This is a genomic window from Streptomyces sp. NPDC092369 (genome assembly GCF_044755245.1).
GTDB lineage: Bacteria > Actinomycetota > Actinomycetes > Streptomycetales > Streptomycetaceae > Streptomyces.
This window is the reverse complement of the sequence record NZ_JBIVQP010000001.1, coordinates 886770-907606: the sequence shown is the minus strand read 5'-3', so window position 1 is coordinate 907606 and position 20837 is coordinate 886770. Positions and strand designations below refer to the sequence as shown.

Below are 20837 nucleotides of genomic sequence, written 5' to 3'. Positions count from 1 at the left end.
GCCGACCGGGCTCAGATCACCTTCAACCGCACCAGCGCCCCCAGCGTCAACGCCCCCGGCAGCAGCGGCAGCCACACCGTGATGATCCGGTACGCCAGCACCACCGCCGTCGCCACGGCCGCCGGACCGCCCGCCGCCACCAGCGCCACGATCAGCGCCGCCTCGACGGACCCGATACCGCCGGGCGTCGGCACCAGCGCGACCGCGACCGTCGCCGCCAGATACGCCACCGCCATGTGCGCGGGCGGCACCGACAGGCCGAGCGCCTGTCCGACCAGGACCAGTCCGGCGGCCTGCAGCGCGGGGAAGGCGAGCGACCCGCCCCACAGGGCGAGGGCCCGGGAGGGACGGGTGTGCACCGAGCGCAGTTCGCCCAGTGCCGTACGGAGGAAGGACAGCGCGGCCGTCCGCAGCCGTCGTACGAACGCGAACACCGCACCCGCCACGAGCAGTACGCCGCCGACGGAGATCAGCAGCGGGCCGATCGCGCCCTCGGGCAGCAGCGCGCCGAACCGCAGCGCACCCGGGAAGACGAGAAGCAGCGTCACCAGCAGGCCCACCCGGGCCACGCACTCCGCCAGCAGGTACAGGGCGAGCGCGGACGAGGAGCGGGCGAGCGGGATCCCGCAGACCGACATGAACCGAAGGTTGACGGCGCTCGCGCCGAGGCCGGTGGGGAGGAGGTGGTTGGCGGAACCCGCCGCGAACTGCGTGGCGAGCAGCCGCCGTCGGGGCAGCCGGTCGACGACCGCGCCCTGTCGGGTGAAGGCGGCCGCCACCCAGGTCAGGCAGGTGGCGCCGACCGCGGCGAGCAGCCAGGGCAACTGCGCCTCCCGGAGGTGGCCGAAGCCCTCGGCCAGCACTGACCGGTGCTGTACGGCGACGGCGACGACCAGCAGGAGCGGAAGCAGACACAGGATCTGGCGGACCGGGACGCGTCGGGGGAGTCGTCCTTTGAGGAGTGGTCCTTCGGGGAGCTGAACCGTGGTCACATCTGAAGAGGTTCTCCGCACCGCGCCAACGGCGGGTGGCTGCATCACGGCCAGAGGCTTACAGGCGGACAGCGGCTGGGGAGGGGCTGCCATGGGGTCCTTACAGTCCAGTGTGAGCGGGGGCTTCGGAAGAGCGTTGACCTCAAGGATGCTTGAGGTTCTAGGTTCTCTCCCATGAGCATGGAGACCACGGCGTGGACACAGCTGCAGAGTGTCATGAACGCCCAACAGGAGAGCCGCCCCTTCGCCCGCGCCACCCTGCGCCGCATCGGCGCCTACGCCCGTCCGCACCGGGCGCGCATCGCCCGGTTCGTGGTGATCGGGGTGGTGACCGCACTGCTCGCCGTGGCCACCCCCGTCCTGGCCGGCCGCGTCGTGGACGCGATCGTGTCGGGCGGTGACGAGGGCACGGTCGTACGACTCGCCCTGCTCATCGCCCTGATGGCGGTTCTGGAGGCGGCGCTCGGCATCCTCGGCCGACGGCTCTCGGCGACCCTCGGGGAAGGGCTCATCCTCGATCTGCGGACGGCTGTGTTCGATCATGTGCAGCGCATGCCCGTCGCGTTCTTCACACGTACTCGTACGGGCGCGCTCGTCTCCCGTCTCAACAACGACGTCATCGGCGCCCAACGCGCGTTCAGCAACACCCTGTCCGGAGTGGTCAGCAACCTGGTCACCCTGCTGCTGACCCTCGCCGTCATGCTCACCCTGTCCTGGCAGATCACCCTGCTCGCGCTGGCACTGCTCCCGGTGTTCGTGATCCCCGCCCGGCGCATGGGCCGCCGCATGGCCGGCATGCAGCGCGAGGCGGCCACGCTCAACGCGGCGATGGGCACCCGGATGACCGAGCGCTTCTCGGCCCCCGGCGCCACTCTCGTCAAGCTCTTCGGGCGCCCGGAGGAGGAGTCCGAGGAGTTCGCGGCCCGTGCCCGCCGGGTCCGTGACGTCGGCATCCGCACCGCGACCGCCCAGTCGGCGTTCATCACCGCCCTCACCCTCGTCTCGTCCCTGGCGCTCGCCCTGGTCTACGGCCTCGGCGGCTGGTTCGCCCTGCGCGGTTCCCTGGAACCCGGCGCCGTCGTCTCCCTCGCCCTCCTCCTGACCCGCCTGTACGCACCGCTGACCTCGCTGGCCGGCGCCCGCGTCGAGGTGATGAGCGCGCTGGTCAGCTTCGAGCGCGTCTTCGAAGTACTGGACCTGGAGCCCCTGATCACCGACAAACCGACGGCACACGAGGTGCCCGAGGGACCGGTCGCCGTCGAGTTCGAGAACGTCCGCTTCGGCTACCCGGCCGCCGACAAGGTCTCCCTCGCCTCCCTGGAGGAGGTCGCCTCCCTCGACACCCGCGGCGGCGCCGAGGTCCTGCACGGCATCTCCTTCCGCGCCGAACCCGGCCGGACCGTCGCTCTCGTCGGCTCCTCCGGCGCGGGCAAGTCGACCATCGCCCAACTCCTGCCACGCCTCTACAACGTCGACGAGGGCGCCGTGCGCATCGGCGGCACCGACGTCCGCGATCTGACCGGCGCCTCCCTGCGGGCCACCCTCGGCATGGTCACCCAGGACGGCCACCTCTTCCACGACACCGTCCGCGCCAATCTCCACCTGGCCAGGCCCGGCGCGACCGAGGCCGAACTGTGGGACGCCCTGCGCCGCTCCCGCCTCGACGATCTCGTACGGTCCCTGCCCGACGGCCTCGACACGGTGGTCGGCGAGCGCGGCTACCGGCTCTCCGGCGGAGAACGCCAACGCATGACGATCGCCCGGCTGCTGCTGGCCCGTCAGCGCGTGGTCATCCTCGACGAGGCCACCGCCCACCTCGACAACACCTCGGAGGCCGCCGTCCAGGAGGCACTGGCCGAGGCGCTGTCCGGCCGTACCGCGGTGGTCATCGCCCACCGCCTCTCCACCGTCCGGTCGGCCGACCAGATCCTGGTCGTCGAGTCGGGCCGGATCGTGGAACGCGGCACGCACGAGGAGCTGCTCGCGGCCGGTGGACGGTACGCCGAGCTGTACCGGACGCAGTTCGAGCGGCAGCCCGAGGACGCGGTCGCGGACACCTCACGTGAGGCGGCCGCGTGAGGCGGCCCGTACCCTGACGGCCGAACGCGCGGGCGGAACGGAAGACGGTGTGCCTGGGAGAGAACGCGCAGGTAGACGCTTTCTCGACGGCACAAGGGGGCGGGGAGCCCGGCGCGCGGCCGGTTGCGGGGTGCCGACGGGGTTCTCACGGTGAGCCCTAGAGAGCTGCACCTGACAGCCCCCGAAAGGAATGTGCATGTCCCCCCTGGTTTCCCGTGGACTGCTCCTGCCGTCCCTCCTCTGCGCCGCGCTGGTCTTCGGCCCCGTCGTCGGCACCGCCTCCGCGCAGTCGTCCGCCCCCGGGGCGTCCACGGCCGCCGGGGCGCAGGACCTCGGCGTATGGCTCGACGACCTGCGGGAGGTGCACGGCACCGCCGTGGCCGACCCCCTGCTCGGCGTGCTGAGCGACCTCACCGAACGAACCGGCCGGCCGCTGGACGCGACGGAGGCCGCCGCGTACAGCAAGGCAGTCCAGACCGCGTACGCCTCGCTCCGGCAGCGCATGCAGGAGCGGTCCGCCGCTCCCGACAGCGCGACGGCCCTGGCCGCCGACCCCGTGTCCGACGCCGTCGCCCAGCTGCAGTCGGCGGTCGACAAGCTGGTCTCGGCGCTGTCCTCGCTCGACCTGGGCGCGGTGCTGGGCGCGGTCACCGGGCTGTTGTCGCCGGTGCTCTCCCTGGTCACCGGAGTCCTCGGCGGCGCGGTGCCGTCGCTGCCCGCGCTCCCGTCCCTGCCCGCGCTTCCCGTGCCGGGGAGCCCGGCCCCGTAGCGGGACATCGGTGACGACGGCCGCACGGCGGGACTCCTCGCCGGGTGGCCGTCGCCCGTCCCGGATTTCTGGTGATCGGGTGATCATCGTCAGTTACGCTCGGGTGACCGACGCCGGCCGCACCGGCCTGATCCGCCGATTCCCAGGAGCGTGTTCATGAGCGACATCGAGATCCGCGACGACCGGGCGGCGGGCCGCCTGGAGGCCTTCGGCGACGGTGGCGCGGACGGCGAAGTCGTCGGCCACATCCAGTACTTCGTCCTCGAATCCCCCGCGCGCGCCCTGGTCCCGGTCCACACGATCGTGGAGCCGGCCCACGAGGGCAAGGGCATCGCGGGGCAGCTCGCGCGCGAGGTGTACGCCATCGCCGAGCGCGAGGGCATCGTCGTCGCCCCGCTGTGCCCGTACGTCGTCAAGTGGGCCGCCCGCCATCCCGAGGTCGCCCCGCAGGCCGACCCGGAGCTGCTGCGCGCCGCGAAGGAGTGGCTGGTGGCGCACCCCGGGCGGTTCTGACGGCCCCAGGACCCACTTGGTCCGCACACCGTCACACGTGAGGGCGAGTGTGAACGCGGGTGTCGGGTACGCGGGAGTAGTCCGGAGCAGAAACCGACCCACAACCCGGAGGCCCAGATGACCGAGCCCTACCCGAGCCCCACGCCCGGACCGGCCCCCGTGCCGGACCCGTACCCGCCGGGCCCCGAGCCGGCGCCGCCCGGCCCGGCCCCCACGCCGAGCCCGCCGCCTCCGACCCCCACTCCGCCGCCTCCGGCACCGGCACCGCCGGGCCCGGCCCCCACGCCTGATCCGGTCCGCCCGGACCCGCTGCCGGCCCCGGAGCCGGGTTCGCCGCTGACCTGAGCGGACACGCGAAAGGAGACGGTGGTGGGGGGGGCCGGGGGGGGGGGGGGGCCCCCCGCCCCGGTGGGGTGGGGGGGGGGGGGGGGGGGGGGGGGGGCCGGGGGGGGGGCGCCCGGGGGGCGCCCCCCCCCCCGGGGGGAGGCGGGCCCCCCCGCCCCCGGGCCCCCCCCGGGGGGGGGGGCCCCGGCCCCCCCCCCCCCCCCCCGCCCGGGGGGGGGGGGGGGGGCCCCGGGGGGGGCCCCCCCACCACCGTCTCCTTGTTCCTATCCCGCTGCCGGCGTGCGCGAGCGCTACGCGGTGACCTCCGAGCGGTCTCCGCCCCACAGCGTGTGGAACGAGCCGTCCTTGTCCGTGCGCCGGTAGGTGTGCGCGCCGAAGAAGTCCCGCTGGCCCTGGGTCAGCGCGGCTGGCAGGCGCTCCGCGCGCAGACCGTCGTAGTAGGCGAGGGCCGCGGCGAAGCCCGGGGTCGCCACGCCCTGGCGGGTCGCGGCGATCAGCACCTCGCGCCAGTCGTCCTGGGCCGCCGCGATCTCCCGCGCGAACGTCTCGTCGGAGAGCAGGCTCGGCAGGTCGGGACGGGTGTCGTAGGCCTCGCGGATGCGGTCGAGGAAGGCCGCGCGGATGATGCAGCCGCCGCGCCAGATCGAGGAGACCGCGCCGAGGTCGATGTTCCAGTCGTACTCGTCGCTGCCCGCCGCGATCTCGTGGAAGCCCTGCGTGTACGACACGATCTTCGACGCGTACAGCGCCTGCTCGACCTGGTCGGCGAAGGCACCCGCCTCGGCCTCGCCCAGCGGCGACGCCGTCGGACCCGCCAGGCCGCGCGAGGCCTCGCGCAGCGCCGCGTGACCGGACAGGGAGCGGGCGAAGACCGCCTCCGCGATGCCGGAGACCGGGACGCCGAGGTCGAGGGCGATCTGAACCGTCCAGCGGCCGGTGCCCTTCTGCTCGGCCTGGTCGACGACCACGTCGACGAACGGCTTGCCCGTCTCCGCGTCCACGTGGGACAGCACCTCGGCGGTGATCTCGATCAGGTACGAGTCGAGCCGGCCCGTGTTCCAGGTGCGGAAGATCTCGGCGATCTGCGCCGGGGAGTACCCGGCGACATCGCGCAGCAGCTGGTACGCCTCGCCGATCAGCTGCATGTCGGCGTACTCGATGCCGTTGTGGACCATCTTCACGAAGTGCCCGGCGCCGTCGGGGCCCACGTGCGTGACACAGGGCGCCTCGTCCGCGGCCTTCGCGGAGATCTTCTCCAGCATCGGGCCGAGCGAGTCGTAGGACTCCTTCGGGCCGCCCGGCATGATGCTCGGTCCGTGCAGCGCGCCCTCCTCGCCGCCGGAGACGCCCATGCCGACGAAGTGGATGCCCTGCTCGCGCAGGTCGCGCTCGCGGCGGCGGGTGTCCGCGAAGTGCGCGTTGCCGCCGTCGATGATCATGTCGCCGGGCTCCAGGAGCGGGGCGAACTCCTGGATCACCGCATCGGTGGGATCGCCGGCCTTGACCATGATGACCAGCCGCCGGGGCCGCTCCAGCGCGGCGACGAACTCCTTGGCGGTGTCGGCCGCGATGAAGTCGCCCTCGTTCCCGAACTCCTCGACCAGGGCGTGCGTGCGCGCCGCCGTCCGGTTGTGCAGCGCGACCGTATAGCCGTTGCGGGCGAAGTTACGGGCGAGGTTGCGGCCCATGACCGCGAGACCCGTGACGCCGATCTGGGCTGAAGTGCTCATTCGGTTGGCTCCTAGAGGATCCGATTTCGGTGGTGCCGGTCGTGCCCGTCAGTATCGCCCCACCGACCATCCTGACGTGCCGGTACGTGGGGCGCACGTCCGGAGTGCGTGACATGCCGTCCGCAGATACGTACAGCCGACCCCACCTGCCTCAGCCGAAACACAACGGGGGTTTATTCCTGGTCACTTGTGAGACAGGGAGGCTGATTTGCCGTCTTGTCATGGCCTGTTCGGGGCGCTTAGTTTTGGCCTTCCTGCCTGACGCCAGTCGATGGGGGCTTGGGACATGGCCGTACGCGGCCGGCATCGCCGGTATCAGCCCAACACGATCAACCGCGCCTCGCTCACCGTCACGGCGGGCAGTGTCGGCATGGCGATTCCGCTCATCGGAGCCGGCACGGCCCACGCCGCCGACGTGTCCACCTGGAACAAGGTGGCCGCCTGCGAGTCGAGCGGAAACTGGAGCATCAACACCGGCAACGGGTATTACGGCGGGCTCCAGTTCACCCGGTCGACCTGGGAGGCGTACGGCGGCGCCAAGTACGCCCCCCGTGCCGACCTGGCCACCAAGGACCAGCAGATAGCCGTCGCCGAGAAGGTCCTGGACGGACAGGGACCCGGCGCCTGGCCGGTGTGCTCGGTACGGGCCGGACTGACCCGCGGCGGCGACACCCCGGACATCCATCCGGCGGGCGGAACCGGCGGGCAGACCGCTGAGAAGAGCACGAAGAAGAAGAGCAGGACCTCCGTGCAGGACGTGCAGCCGCAGACCACGCCCCAGTCCAGGGCGGGCACGGCGGAGATGTACACGGTGGTCCGCGGCGACTCCCTCTCGGAGATCGCCGAGACCGAGCACGTCCCGGGCGGCTGGCAGCGGCTGTACGCCGCGAACCGGAAGACCGTCGGCTCCGACCCCGACCTGATCATGCCGGGCCAGCGGCTCGACCTGCGGGCGAAGGCGACGCCGACGACCCACACGACGCCGAAGACGCACAGCACGGCGAGCACGGCCACGGAGAAGAAGAAGACCAAGGAGAAGGCCACCACCCGGCACTCCCTCGTCGCCCCGGTGAACGCGGCCACCGGCACCCAGTACCACGCGACCGGCTCCTCCTGGTCGAAGGGCTACCACACCGGCGTCGACTTCCCCGTCCCTACCGGCACCTCCGTCAAGGCGGTCGGCGCGGGCAAGGTCGTCACCGCCGGCTGGGGCGGCTCCTTCGGCTACCAGGTGGTGCTCCGGCACGCCGACGGCCGCTACACCCAGTACGCCCATCTGTCGGCCATCTCCGTACGGGCCGGGCAGTCGGTGGGCGAGGGGCAGCGGCTCGGGCGCTCGGGGTCCACCGGAAACACCACGGGCCCGCATCTGCACTTCGAAGTGCGGACGGGGCCCGGATTCGGTACGGACATCGACCCTCTCGCCTATCTCAGGGCCGGCGGCGTCAGGATTTGACGCGTACCCGGTGCCGGTCCACGAGTGGCAACGGCAGGTAGGTGCCACCGAAGAAGGGACCGTGGAAACCATAGGGCGCCGGTGCTTCGTCGTCCTCGTCCCTGTCCGCGCCCGCGGCGGGCGACGCCGGGTCGGCGTCCCCGTCGTAGGACGTGTCCGCGGCCGCTCCTTGAGCCTGTGCCGGTACGAGGATCTCCTCGCGGAGTTCCTCGCGCTCCCGCACGTCCTCGTGGCGCGTGGCCACCGGCTGCTCGGGCACCGCCGCCAGGTGCTCCTCGGCGGATGTCGCGGCGGTCGGCTCGGGCAGGGCCCGGGCCGTCTCCGTGGAGGTGCGGGAGAGGCGCTCGGTCGTCAGCAGGATCAGGCCGCCGGCCGCCACCACACCGCAGCTCAGCGCGAGCGCCGTGCCGGTGGTGCCGTAGCGGAACGTCTCGCCGAACATCGTGATGCCCACCGCGGCCGCTATCACCGGGTTGACCACGGTCAGCGTGGCCAGCGGGGCGGCGAGGCCCGCGCCGCGGTAGGAGGCCTGGGACAGCAGCATGCCGGCCGTGGCGAAGACGCCGATCACGGCCAGGGACGGCAGGTCCGACGCGGTCACACCGCCGCTCCAGTCGACCGCCACCGTCTTGGTGAACACCGAGGACATGCCGAACGCTATGCCGGACCCGGTCGCGAGCAGCATGCTGCGCACCGCCGGGTGCCGGTGGGCGGCACGGCCCGCGATCATCAGGGCCACGACCACACCGCCGGTGACCACGGCCACGCCCACGCGCTGGGCGGTGTCGAGGGACTGCGAGTCGGACGCGCCGACCAGGGACAGCAGACCGGCGAGGCCCACGGTCGCCATGATCGCGCCCCGCCAGGCGGTCGCACCGGCCTTGCGGCCCACGAAGAGCGCCGCCATCGGCAGCGCGAAGACGATGGTGAGGGCGCCGAGCGGCTGCACCAGGCTGAGCGGGCCGTAGGCCAGCGCCGCCACGTGCAGGATGCCGCCCAGGCCGTTCAACGCGACCGCCGCCCACCAGGTCGGCCTGCGCAGCGGCGCGTACTGCTCGTCCGGGGAGGACACCGCGACGTGCTCCTGCACGATCGCGCCACCGGCGTAGGCCACGGCGGACACGAGCGACAGCAGCACGGACAACGCGAGGGCATTCATGAGCTGCTCCTCTGCGTGAGGCGGGGGCGCTGGGCCCGGCGCGGCGAACGGTCGTCCTTCATACCGAACACGATGCCTTGCGGAACTGTTCCCGTCGTCGTCCCTGAGCAGGCATTGGGTCCTACTGCCGATGGAGTACGAATCGGGCGTTGTCCTCCCCAGGGTGGGTGACACGGGGTGGACACCTCGGGGTCGCACCCCTTGGAGGCCTTGGTACTACTGGCCTTCGTGGACCTCGCCCCCGAGTCCGCCGCTCGCACCGCACTCGAGGTCCGCTCCGTACTACGCGCGGCCGGACCGACGCCCGCCCGTCTCTTTCAAGCTTCGCATATGCTCATAAAAACCTGCTATCGGATGTTTAAGGAAATTCCGTAACTTTTCGTGCTCGAGTGGGCCGGCGATTCCCGCGGGCCCCCGAGTTGCTCTTCCGCGCACGGCACATCTGGGTGACCATGTGGGAACCGGCTGCGGAGACCAGGGGGTTGTGGGTGCGTGTGGGACTGCTGACCCGGGAGTACCCGCCGGACGTGTACGGCGGCGCGGGTGTCCATGTCGAGTTCCTCGCCCGGGAGTTGAGCTCCCTGGTCGACCTGGAGGTGCACTGCTGGGGCGAGGGCCGCGGCGTGGGCGTCGTACGCCACCGCTCCTGGGCCGCCCTGGACACCGCCAACGACGCGCTGCGCACCTTCTCCGTGGACCTCGCCATGGCCGCGGGTCTCGAAGGCCGCGAGCTCGCGCACTCCCACACCTGGTACGCCAACCTCGCCGGCCACTTCGGCAAGCTGCTGTACGGCATACCGCACGTGATGACCGCCCACTCCCTGGAGCCGCTGCGCCCCTGGAAGGCCGAGCAGCTCGGCGGCGGCTACGCGCTGTCCAGCTGGGCCGAGCGCACCGCGATCGAGACGGCCGACGCCGTGATCGCCGTGTCCGGGGCCATGCGCGAGGACATCCTCACCTGCTACCCCGCACTGGATCCGGCCAAGGTCCACATCGTGCACAACGGCATCGACACCACGCTGTACCGCCCCGACCACGGCACCGACGTCCTGGACCGCATCGGCCTGGACCGGGACCGGCCCTTCGTCCTGTTCGTCGGCCGCATCACCCGCCAGAAGGGCGTCCCGCATCTGCTGCGGGCCGTACGCGACATCGACCCGGCCGCGCAGGTCGTCCTGTGTGCGGGCGCGCCCGACACCCCGGAGATCGACCGTGAGTTCCGCGAGCTCTACCAGGAGCTGAGCAGCGTCCGCGAGGGCGTGCACTGGATCCCGCAGATGCTGCCGCGCCCCGAGGTGATCCAGCTCCTCACGCACGCCGCCGTCTTCGTCTGCCCCTCGGTGTACGAACCGCTCGGGATCGTCAACCTTGAGGCGATGGCCTGCGGCACGCCCGTGGTGGCCTCCCGGGTCGGTGGCATCCCCGAGGTCGTGGACGACGGCAAGACCGGGCTGCTGGTCACCGCGGACGAGGACTTCGAACCGAACCTGGCGCTGGCGCTCGACTCGGTCCTCGGCGACCCGGAGGCCGCCCGACGGATGGGCGAGGCCGGGCGGGAACGGGCCGTGGGCGAGTTCGGCTGGGACGCGGTCGCCCGCCGTACGGTCCGGCTTTACGAGGAGATCCTCAAACAGGGGTAGTAGTACGGAGCAGGCTTCGAACAGGCTTACTCCGCCCAGCTCAGGGGCAGGCATGGGTCAACCACGGTGAGGGGAGCGGCCATGCGTCGGGGTGGTCCTTCGGTGCTCGGAATCGTGCTGGCGGGCGGAGAGGGCAAGCGTCTGATGCCCCTGACCGCGGACCGCGCGAAACCCGCGGTCACCTTCGGCGGCACGTATCGTCTCGTCGACTTCGTTCTGTCCAATCTCGTCAACGCGGACATCCTGCGCATCTGCGTCCTCACGCAGTACAAGTCGCACTCGCTGGACCGTCACATCACCCAGACCTGGCGGATGTCCAGCCTGCTGGGCAACTACGTCACCCCGGTCCCGGCCCAGCAGCGGCTCGGCCCGCGCTGGTACCTGGGCAGCGCCGACGCGATCCTCCAGTCGCTGAACCTGATCTACGACGAGCGGCCCGAGTACGTCGCCGTGTTCGGCGCCGACCACGTGTACCGCATGGACCCGCGGCAGATGGTCGCCCAGCACATCGAGAGCGGCGCGGGCGTGACGGTGGCCGGGATCCGCGTCCCGCGCGCCGAGTCCTCGTCCTTCGGCGTCATCAGCCCCGCCTCGGACGGCCTGACCGTGGAGCGCTTCCTGGAGAAGCCCGCGGACCCGCCCGGCCTGGCGGACGACCCCGAGTGCGTCTTCGCCTCGATGGGCAACTACGTCTTCACCACCAAGGTGCTGATCGAGGCGCTGCAGCGGGACGCCGAGGACGGCCACTCCGTGCACGACATGGGCGGCTCGATCCTGCCCCAGCTCACCGACCGCGGTGAGGCCCAGCTCTACGACTTCAGCGCCAACCACGTGCCCGGCGAGACCACCCGCGACCAGGGGTACTGGCGGGACGTCGGCACCCTGGACGCGTACTACGAATCCCACATGGACCTCATCGCCGAGCGCCCCGCCTTCAACCTCTACAACCGCAGCTGGCCCATCTACACCCACTCCAACCAGCTCTCCCCGGCCCGCTTCAACGCCGGTGGCATCGCCGGCGAGTCGATCATCAGCGCGGGCTGCCTGATCCGCGGCCAGGTCACGCGGTCGGTCCTGTCACCCGGCGTCGTGGTCGACCCGGGCGCGGTGGTGCAGGGGTCGATCCTGCACGACAACGTCCACATCGGCCGCGGCGCGGTGGTGCGGGGCGCGGTCCTCGACAAGAACGTCGAGGTGCCGCCGGGCGCGACGATCGGCGTCAACCCGGAGCGGGACGCGGAGCTGTACACCGTGTCCAAGGGCGGGGTAATTGCCTTGGGGAAGGGGCAGTTGGTGACATAACCTCCCCGGTACGGGGGAGGGGGACGATGACGCAGGGGAGTACGTGGCGGCCGCAGGGGGACGAACAGCGGCCGTCGCGAGGTGAGTTGACCGAGCGGCTCAAGGGCCACATCGGGGCCGAAGGGCAAGAGGTGTTCGTCGGGCGGTACGCGGAGCGCGCCGTCTTCACGGACAACCTCTCGCGCGATCCAGGCTCCGACGACTTCCACCGGCTCTTCCATGTGCACGGTGTCGGCGGGGTCGGCAAGTCGGCGCTGGTACGCCACTGGGCGGCGACAGCACGTGCGCATGGTGCGCCGACCGCGGTGGTCGACGGGGCCGACGTGCGCGGTGTCGTGGAGACGATGAAGGCCCTCGGCGCCGAACTCGGCCTTCAGTCGGGCGGTTTGAAGGACGCCGACGCGAAGACTCCGTCTCCTGACAGTGAAGCCCTGCATCAGGCACCGAAGGACGGTTCGGCACGGATTCCGGGTGACGCAGTGGTGGCCTGCGCAGTGAGTCCTGGCGTGATCGGCCAGGTCCACGGCTGGACCGGTGCCACGGCACGTGACCAGAGGCTGCGCGCGCGTGGGAGCGACGAGGGCCGCCCCGACGCGGTCGCCCGGCTCAGCTCCGCCTTCGTGAAGGAGTTGGTCCGGCTCGCCGGGCGGCAGCCGTTCCTGGTGCTGTTCTTCGACACCTGGGAGCAGTCCGCCCCGTTCCTGGACGGGTGGGTGCGCGAACTCCTGCTGGACGGGTTCGGCCCGCTGCAGGCGAACGTCGTCGTCGTACTGGCCGGCCGTGATCCGCAGGAGGAGAGCCTTCACGTCCACGCCGCCGAGGTACCACTGGAGGTCTTCACAGAGCGCGAGGCCAGAGAACTGCTGGCAACCCGCGGAGTGACCGACGAGGCGGCGGTCACGTCCATCCTTGACACCGCCCTGGGCCTGCCCCTGCTCCTGGACGTCCTCGCGGGCACCCGCCCTCCGCACGTCGCCGCGCACGCGTCGGTCGGGGCGTCCGTCGACAGCGCCGTCGACCGCTTCCTCGACCGGATCGAGGACACCGAGCGTCGGGACGCCGTCCTGGGCTGCTCGCTCCCGCTCCGGTTCGACGAGGAGATCTTCCGTGCGGCCGTCCCCGCGGCCGAGCCCGACCTGTTCCCGTGGCTGCGTGCCCAGCCGTTCGTCACCGACCGGGACGGGCATGGCCGGTACCACGACGTCGTACGCGCGAGCATGCTCCGTCACCAGCGGGCGAGTTCGCCGACGAAGTGGATCGACGACCACACCCGCCTCGCGGACACCTTCGCCGATCTGCGCACGGCCCACGAGGTGAGCCTGTCGGCCGACAGCCGGTGGGCGGACGGCACTTGGCGCGGCCACCGCCTCGACGAGACCTACCACCGACTGTGCGCCCACCCGGCCCAGCACCTGACCGCCGCCCTCGAAGAGGCGATCCACGCGGCCGGCCACGACCTTCCCACGCTGCGCCGCTGGGCGGACATCCTCACCAAGGCGGGCGTCGACAGCGACGCACCCGCGGTCACGGACTGGGGCCGGCGTCTGACCGAGGCGACGGCCGGCGAACAGGGCGTCCTCGACGGCCTGGCCGCCCTGCTGACGGCTCCCGACCTGAGCACCGCGGCCCGCGCGAGCGCCCACCTGTACCGGGGCCGGTACCTGCACCACGCGGACCGGCCGGACGAGGCGATCGCCGAACTCGGCCGCGCGATCGACATCCACCCGACCACGGCAGTGGCCTACCAGGAGCGGGGCGAGGCCCACCACTGGCTCGACCTCTCCGGGTATGCGGTGGGTGATCTGCTCGATGCGCTCGATCTGGATCCCGGGCTGGTGCGGTCGTACGCGTTGCTCGGAGCCGTCGAGCTGTGGCGAGAGTGTCCCGAGGACGCGATCCCGGCCTTCGACCGCGCGCTGGCACTCGGTCCCGACGTCGATTGGATCCGGTGTCACCGGGGCACGGCGCATCTCGTCGAGGGCAACCGGGTAGCGGCGCTGGCCGACCTGAACAGGGCCCTGGAGCTGGATCCCGAGTACGAGGTGGCGCTGGTCGTACGCGGGGTGCTCCATGGGCAGGCGGGGCGTCTGGATCAGGCGGTCGCGGATCTGAGCCGGGCGGTGGAGCTGGATCCGGGGTACGGCTGGGCCTTCGGCCGGCGCGGTGTGATGCACCGACAGGCCGGGCGGACAGCTCAGGCGCTCGCGGATCTGGACCGGGCCCTGGAACTGGATCCCAAGGACACCTGGGCCCTTGTCACCCGTGCCGACCTGCACAGCGCCGAGGGCCGCCCGGAGGCGGCACTGGCCGATCTGAACCGGGCGGTGGAGCTGCAATGGTGGAACCGGTGGGCCCTCGCCCGGCGCAGTTCGTTGCACCAGCAGGAGGGGCGTCCGGAGGAGGCGCTGGCGGACCTGGACCGAGCGGTGGAGATCGCTCCGACGGACGACTGGAGCTTCGCCGTACGCGGTTCGTTGCACCGGCAGGAAGGTCGCCTGGACGAGGCGTTGGCGGATCTGAACCTGGCGGTGGAGCTGGATCCGGAAGACGACTGGAACCTGGTCGAGCGTGGTCTGGTGCATCGACAGGCGGGTCGTCTGGAGGAGGCGCTGACCGATCTGGACCGGGCGGTGGAGTTGGCCCCGGAGAGCGACTGGGCCGTCGGTGAGCGTGGGCTGGTCCGCCAGATGACCGAGCGTTTCGACGAGTCCGTCGCGGACTTCACCCGCGCCGTCGAACTCGCCCCTGAGAACTCCTGGGCCTTGGCCCAGCGCGGAGAATCCCGTCGACTCGCGGGACGGTACGAGGAAGCGATCGCGGATCTGAGCCGGGCCGTGGAACTGGACCCGCGGTTCGCGTCCGCCTTCGCCTGGCGTGGTGAGGCGCACCGGCAGGCGGGGCGTCCGGACGAGGCGTTGGCCGATCTGAACCGGGCCGTGGAGCTGGATCCCGAGGACGACTGGGTGCTCGGCGTACGCGGCGGGCTGCATCGGCAGGAGAGGCGGTCGGCCGAGGCCATAGCCGACTTCGACCGGGCCCTCGCCCTTGAACCCGACGACGTCTGGGACCTGATCGAGCGAGGCAGGGCGTACCGGCAGACCGGCCGTTACGACGATGCCCTCGCCGATTTCGACCGCGCGATCGAACTCGAGCCCGACCACGACACCGCTGTCGCCCAACGAGGTGAGACCTTTCGGCTGGCCGGCCGCCTCGACGAGGCCGTCGCCGACTTCACCCGCGCCCTGGAGATCCACCCCTCCTACGACTGGGTCCGGCAGCAGCGAGCCCTCGCTCACCAGACGGCCGGCAGCCCGGACCAGGCACGAGCCGACTTGCGGCAGCTCCTCGCGAAGGACGACGTGGACGCCCTGGTCCGGCCCCAGTATGTGCTCCTCGACAGCCGTGAACACGGGCTGGACGCCCACCGCGAGGACTGGCGTGCGGTTCTCGACCTCGCGGAACGGGACGCCGAGGAGTACATCGCCCGCTTTGCCGCTCTTCTGCGTCCGCTCCTTGTGGACCGAGGCGAGGACATCGAGGCACCGACCCGACGGTTCCTCGAACTCATCGTGGATCAGGAGGGGGTCGACGAACTCACCTTCTGGCTGAGCGAATTGGAAGCCATCCCCGGCGACCACGCCCCAGACGTCCGACGACTGCGCCAACGTCTGCGCGATCACCGAGCCCGTCTCTGAGCCGACCCGACCGGCTCCTGTTGTCATGTCCCTGGACGGGCAGCGGAATCCGTGTTGTCATGCCAACTGTTTGCCATGCCAACGTTGTCATGGAGGTTGCATGCGCATCACCCGGCTCAGAAACCGTCTCGCGTTACTCCTCGCCGTGGCTCTCGGCATCGCCGGACTGGTCGCCGTCCCGGCGGCCACCGCAGCCGACGAGACGCCCGAAATCCACGGGCTGAAGGGCGAGTACTACACCCAATCAGCCCCCGGCGCCTTCGACTTCGACCAGCTCAAGGCCACCGGCTTCGACCCGAATCTCGACTTCGCCAACCTCGAACCACGACTCGCGTTCACCACCGGGAGGTCGGACGACGTCAGCGTCCGCTGGACCGGAAAGATCGTCCCGGAGAAGACCGGCGCCCACACCTTCTCGATCATCGGCGACAACGGCTTCCGCCTGTGGGTCGGCGGACAGCTCCTCATCGACCACTGGGTCGACGACTGGGACCGCGAACAGACCGCCGCCCCGGTCGAGTTGACCGCAGGACAGTCCTACGACATCAAGGTCGAGTACTTCGAGCACTACGGCGGCTCCAACCTCCACCTGCGCTGGACCCAGCCCGGCGGCGGCAAGGAGGCGATCCCGCAGTCCGCGTTCCGCCTGCCCGACGGATTCGACTACGACGGCGCCATCGCGACCACCGTCACGGGCACCGGCCGCACCCTGAAGCTCGAATTCGCCCAGCCCCTCGCCGCACCCCCGGCCGGCCTCACCGACCACATCGAAGCGGTGATCGGCGGCGCCAAGTGGCCCCTGGGGACTGCCGCGTTGGACCCGGCCGACCCCAAGTCCCTGCTCATCGCGCTCGACGAACCCGTCGTCGGCAACAAGACAGGCACCGCACCCGGCATCGCCGACGTCCGCTACGACGGAAACGGCGGCCTGAACCGAGCCGATGGCAACGTTACCAATGGGTTCTGGAGCAGCGGCCCCAACCACTCCACCTACGAGCTGCGGACCAAGTGGGCCGATCAGGTCGGCCCCGACAACGCCCTGCCCGAGTATCCGCGTCCGCAGCTGACCCGCGCCGACTGGCGCAATCTCAACGGGCGTTGGCAGTTCGCCGCGGCCACAGCCGGTGAACAACCGCCGGTCGGTCGCAACCTCGCCGAGCGCATCCTCGTCCCCTACCCCGTCGAGTCGCAGCTCTCCGGGCTCGAACGGCACGAGGACCGCATGTGGTACCGCCGCACTTTCACGGTCCCGGCCGACTGGAAGATCGGCTCCGGCACGCGGCTGCGGCTCAACTTCGGTGCCGTCGACTGGCGCAGCGAGGTGTACGTCAACGGCACGAAGGTCACCGAACACCAGGGCGGCTACGACAAGTTCAGCGCCGACGTCACCGACGCGCTGAAGCCCGGCCGCACCCAGGAGCTGATCGTCGGGGTGTACGACCCCACCGACGCGGCCGACGGTGAGAACCCGCCGATCGGCAAGCAGCGCCTGGACCCGAGCGGCATCTGGTACACGCCGACCTCGGGCATCTGGCAGACGGTGTGGATGGAGCCGGTCGCCACCGACCACGTCGACTCCCTCAAGCTGACCCCCGACGTCACGCACGGCACCGTCGCCGTCGAGGCGCAGGGCGTCCGCGCCGGGGTACCGATCACCGCGACGGCGTACGACGGGAAGCGCAAGGTTGCCACGGCCAGTGGCCGCACCGGCGGACCGCTGACCCTGGCCGTCAAGAACCCTCATCTCTGGTCGCCCGACGACCCGTTCCTCTACGACCTGAAGGTGACCGTCGGCAAGGACCATGTCGGCAGCTACTTCGGGATGCGCTCGATCGCCGTCGAGAAGGTGAACGGCGTCCCGCGCACGGTCCTCAACGGCAAGCCGATCTTCATGATGGCCACGCTCGACCAGGGCTTCTGGCCCGACGGCCTCTACACGGCGCCGACCGACGAGGCACTGGCCTACGACCTGAAGGTGCACAAGGAGTTGGGCTTCAACTCCGTGCGCAAGCACATCAAGGTCGAGCCGGACCGGTGGTTCTACTGGGCCGACCGGCTGGGGCTCATGGTGTGGCAGGACATGCCGGCGATGACCGCAGGGGTGAACCCGTCCACCGCCGCTCGCGCCGAGTACGAGCGCGAGATGAAGCAGATGATCGACGAGCACATCAGCAGCCCGTCGGTCGTCATGTGGGTGACCTTCAACGAGGGTTGGGGCCAGTACGACGAGGCCCGGATCGCCGACCAGGCCAAGGCCTGGGACCCGACCCGGCTCGTCAACAGCATGTCCGGCATCAACCTCGGAACCGACGGCGGCACCGGCGACATCATCGACGAACACGGCTATCCGAGCCCCGCCCTGCCACCCCATCCGGACGGCCGACGCGCCCTGGTGAGCGGTGAGTACGGCGGTCTCGGGCTCGCGGTGCCGGGCCACGCCTGGTCGGTCCAGCAGTCGTACGTCGACGTCGACCCGGCCGCCTACACCGACGACTACCTCACCAAGCTCGCCGAGGTGCACGCCCTCGCCTGCAAGGGCAGCAACGGCGCGGTCTACACCCAGATCTCGGACGTCGAGGGCGAGCTGAACGGCCTGCTCACCTACGACCGACGGGTGCTCAAGCCCGACACACAGCGGGTGAAGGCCGCTCAACAGGCCCTGATCCGCGACGCTTCGCAGGCGACTCCCGCAGGGTGCCCGACCCCCTGAACCCCACGCATCAGGAGGACTTCCCGCATGAGATGGACCCGGCGCCTGCGCCTGAGCATGGCGGGGGCGGTGGCAGCGTCCGCGCTGTTCGCCGTCCCCGCCACCGCCCAGGCCTCGCCCGAACGTCAACTCACCGATCTGGTCAACCCGTTCATCGGCACCGAGAACGACGGCAACACCTACCCCGGCGCGGCCGTGCCCTTCGGCATGGTGCAGTTCTCGCCGGACACAGGGCACAACACCGGCTACGACTACTCCCAGAACCACATCCGCGGCTTCTCCCTGGTCCACCTCTCCGGCGTCGGCTGCGGCCTCGGCGGCGATCTGCCCGTGCTGCCGACCACCGGTGACGTGACGCAGACGGACTACGCCCAGTACGCGGCCGAGTTCAGCCATGACGACGAACAGGCGAGCCCCGGCTACTACCGGGTCGGCCTGAAAACCGGCATCGAGGCCGAACTGACGGCGACCGCGCGCACCGGCGTGCAGCGCTACACCTTCCCGGCGACCGACAAGGCCAACGTCCTGCTGAACGCGGCCCAGTCGCTGCACAGCGGGGTCACCTCGAAGGTGGAGGTCCTGGACAACCGGACCGTGCGCACCGCCATCACCGGCCGCGGTTTCTGCCAGGACACCAAGCCGTACACCGTCTACACGATCACCCGCTTCGACCGGCCCTTCACCACCTACGGCACCTGGAACGGCTCGACGGTGACCGCCGGTTCGAAGACCGGGAGCGGCGGCGCGTACGTCCGTTTCGACACGAGCAAGGACCGCACGGTCGAGGCGACCACGGCCCTGTCCTACGTCGACGCACACGGCGCGTCCCTCAACCTCCGTGCGGAGGGCGGGAGTTCCTTCGACGCGGTCCGCCACCGGGCCCAACGGGCGTGGGAGGACCGGCTGGACGACGTACGGGCGAAGGGCGGTTCCGACAGTCTGCGACGGACCTTCTACTCGTCGCTGTACCGGTCGTTCCTCGCGCCCAACATCGGCAGTGACGTCGACGGCCGGTACACCGGCTGGGACCAGAAGATCCACCGCGCCAAGGGATTCACGTACTACCAGAACTGGTCGCTGTGGGACACCTACCGCACCCAGTCCCAGCTCCTGTCCCTGCTCGCGCCCCGTGAGGCGCGGGACATGGCGATCTCGGTGATCAGGATCGACGAGGAGAGCGGCTGGCTGCCCAAGTGGGGCTACGGCACGGTAGAGACGAACATCATGACCGGCGACCCGGTCACGCCGTTCCTGACCAACGCCTATCAACAGGGCTTGCTCAAGGGGTACGAGGAGCGGGCCTACCGGGCGTTGAAGCAGAATGCCGACGGGGTGCCGCCCGCCGACTCGCCGGCCGTGGGCCGGGAGGCCAACGCGGAGTACATCGCGGGCGGTTTCGCGCCGTACGTCAAGGACCGACCGCACGCGAAGCCCGGTGACTCGGACTACGACCACGGGGCCTCGGCCACCCTGGAGTACGCCTTGTCGGACGCGATGCTCGCGCAGATGGCCCGGGATCTGGGGCACGGGGCCGACGCCGCGCGGTATGCCGCCCGCGCGCAGAGCTATCGGAACGTCTTCGACCCCTCGACCGGCTTCTTCCGGGCGCGTGACGCCTCCGGCGCCTTCGTCGGACCGGCCGACCCGGCCCAGAGCGAGGGATTCCACGAGGGCACGTCCTGGCAGTACCAGTGGCTGGTGCCGCAGGACCTGCCCGGCATGGTCGACCTCATCGGCGGGCAGCAGGCGGCCAACGACCGGCTCGACTCGTTCTTCGCCTACGACCGGCTGCTGGCCGACCCGGCGAGGACCGCGCGCGAGGTGTGGGTCAACGGGCCGTACGACTACTACAACGCGGACAAGTACAACCCGCAGAACGAGCCCGACCTCATCGCCCCGTACACCTACCTGTCCACCGGACAGCCGTGGAAGACGACCGATGTCGTCCATGCCGCGCTGACCCTGTTCACGGACGGTCCGACCGGCATGACCGGCAACGACGACCTCGGCACGATGTCCGCGTGGAACGTGCTGTCGTCGATCGGGATCTTCCCGGTGCAGCCCGGCTACGACACCTGGGGCCTGTCCACGCCGGTCTTCGAACGGGTCGACCTGACCCTGGACCGGCGCTACTACCCGCGGGGCGCCCTGACCGTCACGGCGTCGGGCACCTCGGCCGCCGACCGGTACGTCCAGTCGGCCCGGGCGGACGGGAAGGCGTACGACCGGACGTACCTCACGACCGGCGATCTGCGCTCCCTGCGCTCGCTGGCCTTCACGGTCGGCCCGCAGCCGTCTGAGTGGGGAACATCACCGAAGGCGGCGCCACCAGCACTGAAGTGATCACAGGCGCCTCCCGTGTCCCGCCCCTCTCCGGAGGGGCGGGACCGGCCCGGGACGTAACCTGCCGTTAACTGAGCGTAGCTTGATCGTACTTGACTGTAATC

At 70.9% G+C, this 20837-nt stretch carries 12 protein-coding genes; 9 read left to right on the top strand and 3 right to left on the bottom strand.

The features are described 5' to 3' along the window. Window positions 1-11: 11 nt before the first annotated feature. A complete protein-coding gene (locus ACIQI8_RS04015; protein ID WP_402344671.1) occupies window positions 12-992 on the bottom strand; it encodes a YbhN family protein in 981 nt (326 codons plus the stop codon). A gap of 180 nt (window positions 993-1172) precedes the next feature. Between ACIQI8_RS04015 and ACIQI8_RS04010 the strand changes: the two genes are divergently transcribed. The 3 genes from ACIQI8_RS04010 to ACIQI8_RS04000 all read left to right on the top strand — a co-directional run bounded on the left by ACIQI8_RS04010 (window position 1173) and on the right by ACIQI8_RS04000 (window position 4353). Continuing rightward, window positions 1173-3071, top strand: coding sequence for an ABC transporter ATP-binding protein (locus tag ACIQI8_RS04010; RefSeq protein WP_402346664.1), 1899 nt, complete (start codon window positions 1173-1175; stop codon window positions 3069-3071). 196 nt (window positions 3072-3267) lie between these two features. Next, on the top strand, window positions 3268-3840 hold the full coding sequence (locus ACIQI8_RS04005) for a hypothetical protein (protein ID WP_402344668.1): 573 nt from the start codon (window positions 3268-3270) through the stop codon (window positions 3838-3840). A gap of 156 nt (window positions 3841-3996) precedes the next feature. Continuing rightward, complete coding sequence (locus ACIQI8_RS04000; protein ID WP_402344665.1) at window positions 3997-4353, top strand: GNAT family N-acetyltransferase; 357 nt, start codon at window positions 3997-3999, stop codon at window positions 4351-4353. A 635-nt stretch (window positions 4354-4988) separates the two neighbouring features. Here the strand turns inward: ACIQI8_RS04000 and gndA are convergent. Next, entirely contained in the window at window positions 4989-6428 is a 1440-nt protein-coding gene (gene gndA, locus ACIQI8_RS03995) for an NADP-dependent phosphogluconate dehydrogenase (protein WP_124002241.1), read from the bottom strand. Between the two features lie 286 nt (window positions 6429-6714). Between gndA and ACIQI8_RS03990 the strand changes: the two genes are divergently transcribed. Then, a complete protein-coding gene (locus ACIQI8_RS03990; RefSeq protein ID WP_402344662.1) occupies window positions 6715-7884 on the top strand; it encodes a transglycosylase family protein in 1170 nt (389 codons plus the stop codon). Here ACIQI8_RS03990 and ACIQI8_RS03985 read toward each other — a convergent pair. Then, window positions 7874-9043, bottom strand: a complete 1170-nt coding sequence (locus ACIQI8_RS03985) for a DMT family transporter (RefSeq protein ID WP_402344659.1) — start codon at window positions 9041-9043, stop codon at window positions 7874-7876. The two genes, ACIQI8_RS03990 and ACIQI8_RS03985, sit on opposite strands and share 11 nt — an antisense overlap. Before the next feature lie 488 nt (window positions 9044-9531). Here ACIQI8_RS03985 and glgA point away from each other — a divergent pair, with 488 nt between their 5' ends. The 5 genes from glgA (at window position 9532) to ACIQI8_RS03960 (ending at window position 20733) form a co-directional block, all read left to right on the top strand. Continuing rightward, on the top strand, window positions 9532-10683 hold the full coding sequence (glgA, locus tag ACIQI8_RS03980) for a glycogen synthase (RefSeq protein WP_402344656.1): 1152 nt from the start codon (window positions 9532-9534) through the stop codon (window positions 10681-10683). 81 nt (window positions 10684-10764) lie between these two features. Then, on the top strand, window positions 10765-11985 hold the full coding sequence (glgC, locus tag ACIQI8_RS03975) for a glucose-1-phosphate adenylyltransferase (RefSeq protein WP_402344653.1): 1221 nt from the start codon (window positions 10765-10767) through the stop codon (window positions 11983-11985). Between the two features lie 26 nt (window positions 11986-12011). Beyond that, window positions 12012-15680: a tetratricopeptide repeat protein gene (locus tag ACIQI8_RS03970; RefSeq protein WP_402344650.1), complete on the top strand. Its 3669-nt coding sequence runs from the start codon at window positions 12012-12014 to the stop codon at window positions 15678-15680. 100 nt (window positions 15681-15780) lie between these two features. Continuing rightward, complete coding sequence (locus tag ACIQI8_RS03965) at window positions 15781-18390, top strand: PA14 domain-containing protein (RefSeq protein ID WP_402344647.1); 2610 nt, start codon at window positions 15781-15783, stop codon at window positions 18388-18390. A 27-nt stretch (window positions 18391-18417) separates the two neighbouring features. Beyond that, window positions 18418-20733: a GH92 family glycosyl hydrolase gene (locus ACIQI8_RS03960; protein ID WP_402344644.1), complete on the top strand. Its 2316-nt coding sequence runs from the start codon at window positions 18418-18420 to the stop codon at window positions 20731-20733. The last annotated feature ends 104 nt before the right edge of the window (window positions 20734-20837 follow it).

Excerpts from the sequence above, each read along its gene's own strand:
- ACIQI8_RS04010 (WP_402346664.1), top strand. The coding sequence starts at position 1,173 with ATGGAGACCACGGCGTGGACACAGCTGCAGAGTGTCATGAACGCCCAA.
- ACIQI8_RS04005 (WP_402344668.1), top strand. The coding sequence starts at position 3,268 with ATGTCCCCCCTGGTTTCCCGTGGACTGCTCCTGCCGTCCCTCCTCTGC.
- ACIQI8_RS04000 (WP_402344665.1), top strand. The coding sequence starts at position 3,997 with ATGAGCGACATCGAGATCCGCGACGACCGGGCGGCGGGCCGCCTGGAG.
- gndA (WP_124002241.1), bottom strand. The coding sequence starts at position 6,428 with ATGAGCACTTCAGCCCAGATCGGCGTCACGGGTCTCGCGGTCATGGGC.
- ACIQI8_RS03990 (WP_402344662.1), top strand. The coding sequence starts at position 6,715 with ATGGCCGTACGCGGCCGGCATCGCCGGTATCAGCCCAACACGATCAAC.
- ACIQI8_RS03985 (WP_402344659.1), bottom strand. The coding sequence starts at position 9,043 with ATGAATGCCCTCGCGTTGTCCGTGCTGCTGTCGCTCGTGTCCGCCGTG.
- glgC (WP_402344653.1), top strand. The coding sequence starts at position 10,765 with ATGCGTCGGGGTGGTCCTTCGGTGCTCGGAATCGTGCTGGCGGGCGGA.
- ACIQI8_RS03970 (WP_402344650.1), top strand. The coding sequence starts at position 12,012 with ATGACGCAGGGGAGTACGTGGCGGCCGCAGGGGGACGAACAGCGGCCG.
- ACIQI8_RS03965 (WP_402344647.1), top strand. The coding sequence starts at position 15,781 with ATGCGCATCACCCGGCTCAGAAACCGTCTCGCGTTACTCCTCGCCGTG.
- ACIQI8_RS03960 (WP_402344644.1), top strand. The coding sequence starts at position 18,418 with ATGAGATGGACCCGGCGCCTGCGCCTGAGCATGGCGGGGGCGGTGGCA.